The 9,021-nt window shown below is 37.7% G+C and carries 14 protein-coding genes and 1 tRNA gene; 10 read left to right on the forward strand and 5 right to left on the reverse strand.

Annotation, left to right across the window (positions count from 1 at the left end; translation table 11 throughout):
- The first annotated feature begins 251 nt into the window (after positions 1-251).
- The 3 genes from J2S78_RS00730 (at position 252) to J2S78_RS00740 (ending at position 1,629) form a co-directional block, all read left to right on the forward strand.
- Positions 252-325 (forward strand) — tRNA-Cys (locus J2S78_RS00730).
- A gap of 32 nt (positions 326-357) precedes the next feature.
- Positions 358-1,221 carry a S8 family peptidase gene (locus J2S78_RS00735; RefSeq protein WP_306895358.1) on the forward strand — a complete coding sequence of 288 codons (864 nt, stop codon included), beginning with the start codon at positions 358-360 and terminating at the stop codon, positions 1,219-1,221.
- Positions 1,222-1,257: 36 nt separating this feature from the next.
- Entirely contained in the window at positions 1,258-1,629 is a 372-nt protein-coding gene (locus tag J2S78_RS00740) for a phospholipase A2 family protein (protein ID WP_306895360.1), read from the forward strand.
- A gap of 253 nt (positions 1,630-1,882) precedes the next feature.
- On the opposite strand, the gene J2S78_RS00745 is transcribed toward J2S78_RS00740, so the two are convergent.
- The 4 genes from J2S78_RS00745 to J2S78_RS00760 all read right to left on the reverse strand — a co-directional run bounded on the left by J2S78_RS00745 (position 1,883) and on the right by J2S78_RS00760 (position 3,461).
- Complete coding sequence (locus J2S78_RS00745; RefSeq protein WP_306895363.1) at positions 1,883-2,128, reverse strand: hypothetical protein; 246 nt, start codon at positions 2,126-2,128, stop codon at positions 1,883-1,885.
- Positions 2,129-2,454: 326 nt separating this feature from the next.
- Entirely contained in the window at positions 2,455-2,676 is a 222-nt protein-coding gene (locus J2S78_RS00750) for a hypothetical protein (RefSeq protein WP_306895365.1), read from the reverse strand.
- A gap of 109 nt (positions 2,677-2,785) precedes the next feature.
- Positions 2,786-2,974 carry a hypothetical protein gene (locus J2S78_RS00755; RefSeq protein ID WP_306895367.1) on the reverse strand — a complete coding sequence of 63 codons (189 nt, stop codon included), beginning with the start codon at positions 2,972-2,974 and terminating at the stop codon, positions 2,786-2,788.
- A complete protein-coding gene (locus J2S78_RS00760) occupies positions 2,955-3,461 on the reverse strand; it encodes a hypothetical protein (protein WP_306895369.1) in 507 nt (168 codons plus the stop codon). Before J2S78_RS00760 ends, J2S78_RS00755 begins: the two co-directional genes overlap by 20 nt.
- A gap of 301 nt (positions 3,462-3,762) precedes the next feature.
- Between J2S78_RS00760 and J2S78_RS00765 the strand changes: the two genes are divergently transcribed.
- From J2S78_RS00765 to J2S78_RS00775, 3 genes are all read left to right on the forward strand, one after another.
- Positions 3,763-4,065 carry a sigma factor-like helix-turn-helix DNA-binding protein gene (locus J2S78_RS00765; protein WP_306895371.1) on the forward strand — a complete coding sequence of 101 codons (303 nt, stop codon included), beginning with the start codon at positions 3,763-3,765 and terminating at the stop codon, positions 4,063-4,065.
- Between the two features lie 5 nt (positions 4,066-4,070).
- Positions 4,071-4,295, forward strand: coding sequence for a hypothetical protein (locus J2S78_RS00770; protein WP_306895373.1), 225 nt, complete (start codon positions 4,071-4,073; stop codon positions 4,293-4,295).
- An 81-nt stretch (positions 4,296-4,376) separates the two neighbouring features.
- Positions 4,377-4,916 carry an N-acetylmuramoyl-L-alanine amidase family protein gene (locus J2S78_RS00775; RefSeq protein WP_306895375.1) on the forward strand — a complete coding sequence of 180 codons (540 nt, stop codon included), beginning with the start codon at positions 4,377-4,379 and terminating at the stop codon, positions 4,914-4,916.
- Positions 4,917-5,044: 128 nt separating this feature from the next.
- On the opposite strand, the gene J2S78_RS00780 is transcribed toward J2S78_RS00775, so the two are convergent.
- Positions 5,045-5,563, reverse strand: a complete 519-nt coding sequence (locus J2S78_RS00780) for a hypothetical protein (RefSeq protein ID WP_306895377.1) — start codon at positions 5,561-5,563, stop codon at positions 5,045-5,047.
- 479 nt (positions 5,564-6,042) lie between these two features.
- Here J2S78_RS00780 and J2S78_RS00785 point away from each other — a divergent pair, with 479 nt between their 5' ends.
- The 4 genes from J2S78_RS00785 (at position 6,043) to J2S78_RS00800 (ending at position 9,000) form a co-directional block, all read left to right on the forward strand.
- Positions 6,043-6,354 carry a winged helix-turn-helix transcriptional regulator gene (locus J2S78_RS00785; RefSeq protein WP_306896963.1) on the forward strand — a complete coding sequence of 104 codons (312 nt, stop codon included), beginning with the start codon at positions 6,043-6,045 and terminating at the stop codon, positions 6,352-6,354.
- A gap of 440 nt (positions 6,355-6,794) precedes the next feature.
- Positions 6,795-7,202, forward strand: coding sequence for a DoxX family protein (locus J2S78_RS00790; protein ID WP_125560210.1), 408 nt, complete (start codon positions 6,795-6,797; stop codon positions 7,200-7,202).
- A 21-nt stretch (positions 7,203-7,223) separates the two neighbouring features.
- Positions 7,224-8,081 (forward strand): VOC family protein, encoded by an 858-nt coding sequence (locus tag J2S78_RS00795; protein WP_306895382.1) that lies wholly within the window; start codon positions 7,224-7,226, stop codon positions 8,079-8,081.
- A gap of 322 nt (positions 8,082-8,403) precedes the next feature.
- Positions 8,404-9,000, forward strand: a complete 597-nt coding sequence (locus tag J2S78_RS00800; protein WP_306895384.1) for a hypothetical protein — start codon at positions 8,404-8,406, stop codon at positions 8,998-9,000.
- Positions 9,001-9,021: the final 21 nt, after the last annotated feature.

Genomic DNA, 9,021 nt, shown 5'->3' on the forward strand with positions numbered 1-9,021 from the left:
AAGAACCAATTAACGAATGGAAAATTTTATTAATTAAAGCTTAACACATGAGAATTATATTGAGAACATGTGGCTAACAACAAGTATTCCCTCAATGAAACATTCAAACCATCTTTTCAAGCGATCGCTATAGTTGTTCACATTCTGGATGCGGCCGGTACCTTTGGCATGCTCGCACATTTATTTTTATCAAAGGTTGTTATTTAACGTAACTTTCTTTCTTTTATATGTGAAAGATCATTAAAGGGTCTGGCGATGTAGCCAAGAGGCAAGGCGGAGGTCTGCAAAACCTTGAACCCCGGTTCGAATCCGGGCATCGCCTCCAAAATTAATTCAAGGAGGTGGCAAAACGAGTAGATGATTCAAGACATGCATCCTTCTAATAATACGAACAGCATCCCGTGGGGTGTAAATACCATTGGAGCTCCTGATTTATGGGATCGCTCGTATCACGGGGAAGGTACCGTTGTAGCAATCATTGATTCCGGATGCGATATCCATCATAGAGACCTTCATTCAAATATTATTGATTGGTTTAATTTCACGGATAATAACGACCCTTATGTTGTCCAGGATACCGTATCACATGGGACTCATATAGCCGGTATTATTGCTGCAAACAATCATTCAAATGGAATTATCGGGGTCGCCCCTTCTACAAAATTGCTTATTCTAAAAGCATTCGATTCCGTTAAAATTAATTCTTTTTCCGCCGTGATAGAGGCCATTTACTTCGCTATGAATTGGAAAGGGAAGAATGGCGAAAAAGTCAATATTATTAATTTATCTTTAGGATCTACTAGTGAAAACCCAGAGTTAAAAAAAGCATTAGCAAGAGCGAAGGAAGAAAACATTTTCATAGTAGGTGCTTCAGGAAACTATGGAAGCCGTAATGATTCTCCAACAAAAAATGTATTGTATCCTAGTTATTTTTCAGAAGTTATTCAAGTAGGAGCAATAGATGAGGATAGAAAAATAGCACCTTTCTCTAATGAAAACGACAAACTGAATTTCTTAGCGCCTGGTGTCCATGTACTTTCTACAGCGCCGAACAATAAACATGTAAACCTTTCCGGAACGTCAATGGCTGCTGCCCATGTATCGGGGGTGTTGAGTTTGGTATTAAACATCTACTCATCAGACGAAATTAATCAAGTTATTAAAAAACAAGCAAAAGGTGAAAATGTTTCTCTTGTTCATTGTTCGACATTTGTTAAATAATACGTTTTACAAAATATAAATTTGGAGGAAATACAAATGAAAAATAATCAAAACCAACCAATTCAAGAAGAAGTATATCTACAAGTCGATGTGAATTGTATTGACAACTGTTGTAGGTTTGCGACAGATGGAATCGGACCTGGTCAACCTGAACCTGAATATACTGTGTATAATTACTGTGGACAAGCATGCGGAGTCGGAAGAGATCTTGGAGGTGGTACACCTATTAATGACACCGATGAATGTTGTCTAACACATGACAATTGTCTTTATTATAACCGAAAAAGTAGATGTGAATGTCACCAAGATTTACAAGATTGTGTGGCAAACACAAGTGATATAGGTAGTACTTATATCTCCACTGGTATTTTTTTGGATGAAGTGCGTAACACATGCGCTCTTGATTAATAAAGATAACTTTTAGCTTAAACAAAGGGGCTGATTTAAAAGGTTAAAAAACCTTTTGTCAGTCCTTTTTCTATTTAACGTACAAAATCTTATATCCCTAATAAAGGTTATGAAAACGGAAACGGGGAGGAATTCGTACTTTTCATCATTTCTACTTGGAGATGATACGAAAAAACGACAGTTGCTCAATATGCGATAACGGTAATGTATAGCAGGTCCTGGGAATGTATCTTCCAGGTTCTTTAACACGCCGTTAAATTATTTCTATCAAAGCTATAATTCCTATAAAAATAAATGAACTTACGAATAGAAAAACACCCAGTATGATTAAAAAGCGATTTTTTATAGCATTTGCAATGAGAATAGCTCCTAGACCACTAACAAACGTTATCATTACAGTAACCCCAAAACCATATTCAATAAAAGCGTAATAATAGGAAGCTAATCCAATGATAATCAAAATCCAATAGGTAATAAGTAAAAACATTTTTCCTTTCAATTTAAACGCTCCTTCTTTATAAATAATTGAAACCTTTATTTTCCTGCATATAGCATAATACAAACCCTATACATTGGTTATTCTCATACAATGAAAACCGTTTTTGATTCTAATCAGCATACATGTGTAGTATAATATGAACCCCATTTTATGGAAAAGACACTAACCAAACATTGGTTATTTTTACACAATTAATAGGGAAGAGCCACTTTTTTTATTTAAGTAAATGTTTGCTTTTTTCTTTTGCGCTTTATAGTTTCGAACAAGTCGGCGGGTTTTTTCGCGAGTAAGCATATAAGCGTTTACAACGGTCCAGCATGATAAGACTAATACCAGGTTCCCTGGGGTGTGTAATGCCACCACTCACCGTCTTTGTAGTGAACATGGAGACAGTTTTGTTCAGGATGACTTTCGACTTTCACGATGTTCGAGAAATCATATTTCTGACGTTTTTCAAACCCCATCGAAGCATTGTGTTTTTGGTAGGCGGTTAGCAGTATTTGATATTCTTTGTCCTTCAAGTGCTTGGCAACATCTGGTTTATTCACGGGGAAACCTCCTTGGTCTGTTTCTGGTCTTTGGAGAGATACGGGGCGGGTTTGGTTATATAAAAAAAAGAACCGATACGCCTTTTAAGACGCACCGGTATTGGGGTTATCAGGACTTTTGCTTTGCTTTTTTCTTTTGCTCTTTATAGTTTCGAACAAGCCGGCGGGTTTCTTCGCGCTCGGCTTCTGATTGATGAGGATAAGCATAGATGCCGTGATGTTCTTTATCAATGACACCGGCTAATTCTTTCCGAGAGAGATCACGTTTGGACCTGGTATTAATCTTGATCTTGACCATGAGTATCCCCTCCTTTGTTTAAGTATACGCTAATCAGGCGTTGCGACGCAACATCGTCAATAATCATACGAGCGTTTCCAATATCTACAGCATAAGCAAATTCCGCATAGTAATTCTTTAAATCATCTTGTTGTTTGGTTTGGATACACACATACCCTTCAAATCCGGCGTCTTCACTGAGTTGGCACAGCGCAGCAAGGATCGGGGGTGCAATCAATAGCGGGCTTTTCTCTTTTCGATAATGATAATATGCATTCTCTAAATATTCCACCAAAATAAAGCCTTCGTCATAGGCAAACGATACAGCGCCTTCTATTTTATCATACCCTTCCACTATTAACTTATGTACATGCCGATCTGGATGTTTGTACTCCTCTCTCCAATCAAAGAACCATTGGACAAGGGTTTTTACATCCATCGAATGAATAGCTTGAACCGTGCCGTTATATGTTTCTTTTTCGTCTTTGGTTGGGATGGTTACTCTCATCCAATACCTCCTTGCGACTGATACGATACATACCCTGTCGATTGTACCAAAAAAGCCAAAAAAAAGAACCGACAGCCTTTTAGAAAGACGGTCGGTTCAGGGTGTTAGACAGTCACGGTCTGTTGTTGTTTTGCTTAAATAATTATATCATTACTCCTTCTATTCGAAACCGTAAAAAGTTAAATGCAGTATTAAGGAGCATCATAAAAAAGTAATCATCTCCTATATGAATAAGTTAATCTATTTTTACTCAATAGACTTTGACAAAAGGGTGTCTAAATATAAAACAAGATATCAATTGGTGCTTGATGCTCCGATTGATAAGGGGGATGAGACGATTACGGTGAAAGAGACAATTAAAGATGATGACCAAATGATAGATGAGGTCACCAACAAAACAATTCAAGAAACTTTAATAAATTCAGATGTATATTCAGAATGGTTTAAATTGAAACCTAAGCAAAGACACATACTCAATTTAATATATTTGTATCAATTTACTAACGATGAAATTAGTGAATATTTAGACGAATCAAAACAAGTCATTTCTTACAATCATAAAAAAGGTTTGGAGAGATTAAGAAAAGCCTATATAGGGGAGTGAAAAAAATGTCAGATCATTATGAAGAAGAGGATAAACAATGTATTGACATGTTGATTCAAAATTTTGAACCGAAGATAAAAAGAGTATTGCACCATACTCCTCCCTATGAAAGAGAAGATTTAGAACAAGAAATAAAGTTAAAGATTTTTGAGAAAAGAAATTTATTAAAAGATATACAAGCCCCAGGCTTTTTTGATTACATTGAAAAACACAAGGATAAAAAAGATTAATAAAGATTTTCTTTGTAATTTTGATTTTTAATCATTTCCTTCTTTTTATATATTGAACCCATTAAAAAGGAGGAATATAAAATGAGTATTAGGAACAAGTACATTGTAGTGGATGCAGGGCACGGTGGGAGTTATCCCGGGACAACTTCAGGGGGAAGGCAAGAAAAAGATATCACCCTAGACGTACACACAAAAGTGCGTAATAAATTAAAAGGCGAAGGAGCTTTTGTTTATTCAACACGTTTCGGGGATGATGATTTTGGTGGCTCCGATGATGCTGAGGATATCAATAATCGTGTGGATTATGTTAACGCCAATTTTAGTAATTACGACGCCTTGATTAGTTTGCATTTGAATACCTATAGAGGTATTGTAGGGCCGTTCACCCAGAGTAGTTATGGTACTGCTGGGTCACAAGCACTAGCAAATGATATAGCTGTTGAAATGGGGCATATCCCAACGCATGACGGTAACTTTGCGATACTACGGGATACTGATGAAGACTGTCCAAAGGTTTTGTTAGAAATGGCGAGAATTACCCAAGGGCAAGTTGAAAATTCTTCTTGGCAAGATGAAATGTCCGATGAAATTGTTAATGCGCTTAAAAACTATTTCATTTAAAATCGAGATGTATTTTAACCTCTTTATTAAACTGTAACATCAGCAACCGTTATGGGTAATCCTGACGGTTGCTTTTTTTAATAAGATAAACACTTTCACCATAAGGAAGTTACAATTAACTTAAAAAGCTAGTTTGAGATGTTTTCAGTTTCTAGGTATTCATCCAGTTCTTCATTGAAATTATTTAATTCTTCTACGTTCACATTTAAATTCGGTATGCCACTTTCACTATGTTTGTTCGCATAATAATTGTCGTAGACGATATTTTCCATTTCATCAATTTTTTTAATTAATTGTTGATAATAAGATTTGCTGATTTCCGGATTATTAGTATAGTTTGAATCGACAGCCTCAATAAGTTCGTTAAAATGTTCAGAAGTATTAATAAGCACTGGTGTTCCATACGCGACATCCAAATTTTTTGAAATTACACTTATGGATTCCATTTTACTTTTTATATCATTCAAGTTATCTTCTGAAATGTCTTCAAGGCTTGCAATGTCATCGTAACGAACAAGAAGGTTATGTAAATTGTTTCCGATACTTGCTTCCAATCGATTTTGATACTCGCTGTACTTACTATAACCAATAAAAATAAAAACGATTATTATCACCATAGCAATAAAAATAAATGGTTTTTTGGTCATCTCACGCCACCACCTTCCAATAACATTATGTTCATTTTAACACAAAAATTACCATCCATGTACGGAAACAGGTAATGGTAAAGATTAACCAGGATATTTGGTATTACGCCATTCAAAGCAAATTTCAAGGCAAAGGTTATCGTATTCAAAAGAATAACGTTCTTTAGTTTTTGGTGTGATCGGGTGTTGTTTTAAAAAAACCGACTGCCTTTTGATAGGGCAGCCGGTTTGTCGCTATTTTGTGTTCGAAATAAAATGCGACCAAAAATAAAGAGGTACCTGTTTTCCCCGATAAGATGACGGATACCCCGTCGCCATCTACCAACATCGACTTCTGTAGTTGCAGGTTCTCACGGTTTTCGATAGGAGGGGTGATCTTAAGTGTGATTGTATTTCTGTTTTAATAACGGACTATTTGTAACGGATAAAATATATTATAATAAAAAGAGAAGGAAAGAACGGAGGTGTTGGTGGTGGCAATGACTAACTTATGCCCAAAATTCGAAGAAGCATTTCAATTGCTCGGCAAACGTTGGGTCGGTATTATCATCCGGGTATTGGAAGCAGGACCGACGCGATTTAATGAAATTGCCGAGCAGATTCCTGATATAAGTAAAAAGATGTTGACCGAGAGGCTGAAAGATTTAGAAGAGCAGGGTATGCTGAAACGCGATGTTACCCCAACCACACCGGTGCGAATTACGTACACGTTAACAGAAAAAGGGCAAGCTATTACCCCGGCTCTGACCGAGGTTCAAAAATGGGCAGATGAATGGGTGGAGAGAAAATAACCGAAAGACGCATTGTTGTTTAGAGAATAAAAATGCCGTGGACATTTAATCCGTTATTTTGCTCTTTTCCCCCGTTGTTCCCCTTTTTCCGGACATATGTTCCTATATTTCCTTGAATTCTTAGCAATCTAATCCTTTCAACTGGCATTAGCGGAACAGATGTCCGTGTCCCATCCCGTTATCCCGTTTTTACTCCCGATAAAGGAACCAATGTCCGTGTATCGAATGAAAGTCATCACTATTTCACTCAAATACGAAATAACAGCAATTCAACAATTCTGCCTGGTCGTCTGATTGCAATGCAGGGAATGTCGCCAAATAGGAACGTTTTTTGGGTGATTTTTTCCAAGTTCATTTTTTTATTGACTTACTAAAAGTAACTTGATATATTTTAGTTACTTAAATAAAAGTAAGTATAGTAGTAATAGGGGGAAAATGAATTGTCTGTATTAGCAAGTATAGGATTATTATTCATTCGAGTAGTGATTGGGGTGAGCTTTGCTGCTCACGGAACTCAAAAGTTGTTTGGCTGGTTCGGAGGCCATGGTTTGAAAGCAACAGGTGGATTTTTTGATTCGATAGGAATTAAACCAGGTTATACGATGGCTCTATTGGCAGGATTGGCAGAATTTGCAGGGGGGCTGTTGTTTGCATTTGGGTTGTTCACTCCTGTTGCAGGAATATTAATTGCAATCACGATGATTGGTGCTATTGTAAAAGTGCACGGACAGAATGGATTTTGGGCAACAGAAGGCGGATATGAGTATAATTTGATGCTGCTTGTTATCGGTATTGGATTTGTCTTTACCGGTGGTGGGCTGTACTCACTAGATGCCCTTCTATTTTAACGAGAAAGGGGCTAAGGAATCGTGGAGACATCCTTACACTCAACGACAAAAATTGGTCAGGTGACTCTTTATATTTCGGACTTATCGACCTCTTTGCATTTTTATCAAAATCAATTAGGGTTTCAAGTAATAAAACAAACGTCAAATGTAGCTTATTTGTCAGTGGATGGTGAGACGACGCTTATTGTCCTAGAACAAATAGATCAAGCTGTATCCAAACCGCAACGAACAACCGGACTATATCACTTTGCCGTTTTAGTGCCGGACCGTCCAAGTTTAGCACTTGCACTGCGCAGGTTGTTAGAGATAGGCTATCCTTTACAAGGAGCAGCCGACCATGATTTCAGCGAAGCTGTTTATTTATCAGATCCGGATGGAAATGGCGTGGAATTATATAGAGACCGCGATCGCAGTGTGTGGAAATATGATAAAGAAGGATACGTTCATGCTCCGACCGTACCGTTGGATGCGGATGGTTTATTACAAGAGGCAGAAGGTAGGCAATGGAACGGAATGCCTGCCGGAACTGTTATCGGCCACGTTCATTTGCATGTCGGTCAATTGGAAGCAGCCGAAACGTTTTATGTGCAAGGGCTCGGGTTTGATCCGACGGTTTATATAGAAGATCATGCGTTATTTGTAGCAGCTGGTGGTTATCATCACCATGTCGGCCTAAATATATGGGCAGGTAAAAATGCTCCGCCGCCACCGGAAAAAGCAGTTGGGTTAAAGGAATACACGCTCATTCTCGCGAGTCAAAAGGAATTGAAGCAAGCAGAAGAACGACTGGAAAAAGTGAACGCATCGTATGAATGCGACAATAATACAATCGTTGCCGATGATCCATCTGGTAATCGCATCAGACTTGTCGTCGCTTAAATATAACAAAGACCAAACAATGACTCCTGCACTGGAAGATTGTTTGGTCTTTTTATTATAGGTACAGAAAATAATTTATAGCGAATGCTGCTAATCAACAATAATCTCTAATACAGCCAATGATTAAAGCAGGATAAAGCGACCCTCATAGCGAATGTAAGACAATAGAGAAAGAATAGGGTCTAGAGATGAATCAATGCAGTCTTCCGAAGGTTAAACTGCAGGGAAATGATTATAGTAAGCGCTCTTAGGGAAAAGGCATCATAACAGATATGAAAAGGAAGAACGATGGTAATGTATAGAAAAGCAGGGGATGGTAATCATGCCTATCATTTGTGTTGAAGGGCCACGGGCTGTAGGGAAAACAACCGTATGTCTGGAATTGCAGGATGTATATGGGGCTTATATTATATCGAATCTCCCAGTTGATCAGAATGAAGACATCTGGAAACAGTGTGGTCGGCAGATAGAACGCTGGCAGCTGGCGGAGGAAAAATCAAAGAAGTTTGCTGTCGTTGTTCTCGATGGAGATGTATTTTCTCCGCTTATTCATTTAGCTTCCTTGCAGCATGAGCATGATAAGAATACCTATAAACAGATAGAACCTTTTCAATACGCATTTATGGATGAAAAAATCGGATTTGCCGATCAGTATTTTTATCTTCAAGCTTCAGAAGCAACCATTCAAAAAAGAAAATTAAAAAAACGAAAACAACACTATAACAATATAAATTACGGTTACTACTACGAGAATTTTTCGGAAATGTTAGCAGAGAAATTCCATCGTATTCAAGCCGTCCACGAAAAGAAGAGCGCACGTCAAGTGATGCATAAGCTTTCGACGAAACCATGGGATCGGTATAATCGAGAAATATTTCAGCATATGAGAACCCTTTTACTTCAGGAAAACAGACTGTAGCTTAAAATATAGGGGGGGCAA

The sequence above is a fragment of the Salibacterium salarium genome, assembly GCF_030813635.1.
In the GTDB taxonomy this organism is placed as follows: domain Bacteria; phylum Bacillota; class Bacilli; order Bacillales; family Marinococcaceae; genus Salibacterium; species Salibacterium salarium.

Bases quoted from the DNA above. Each gene is read 5' to 3' on its own strand.
- J2S78_RS00800 (WP_306895384.1), top strand. From the start codon at position 8,404: ATGCCTATCATTTGTGTTGAAGGGCCACGGGCTGTAGGGAAAACAACC.
- J2S78_RS00780 (WP_306895377.1), bottom strand. From the start codon at position 5,563: ATGACCAAAAAACCATTTATTTTTATTGCTATGGTGATAATAATCGTT.
- J2S78_RS00735 (WP_306895358.1), top strand. From the start codon at position 358: ATGATTCAAGACATGCATCCTTCTAATAATACGAACAGCATCCCGTGG.
- J2S78_RS00775 (WP_306895375.1), top strand. From the start codon at position 4,377: ATGAGTATTAGGAACAAGTACATTGTAGTGGATGCAGGGCACGGTGGG.
- J2S78_RS00755 (WP_306895367.1), bottom strand. From the start codon at position 2,974: ATGGTCAAGATCAAGATTAATACCAGGTCCAAACGTGATCTCTCTCGG.
- J2S78_RS00770 (WP_306895373.1), top strand. From the start codon at position 4,071: ATGTCAGATCATTATGAAGAAGAGGATAAACAATGTATTGACATGTTG.
- J2S78_RS00760 (WP_306895369.1), bottom strand. From the start codon at position 3,461: ATGAGAGTAACCATCCCAACCAAAGACGAAAAAGAAACATATAACGGC.
- J2S78_RS00740 (WP_306895360.1), top strand. From the start codon at position 1,258: ATGAAAAATAATCAAAACCAACCAATTCAAGAAGAAGTATATCTACAA.
- J2S78_RS00785 (WP_306896963.1), top strand. From the start codon at position 6,043: ATGACTAACTTATGCCCAAAATTCGAAGAAGCATTTCAATTGCTCGGC.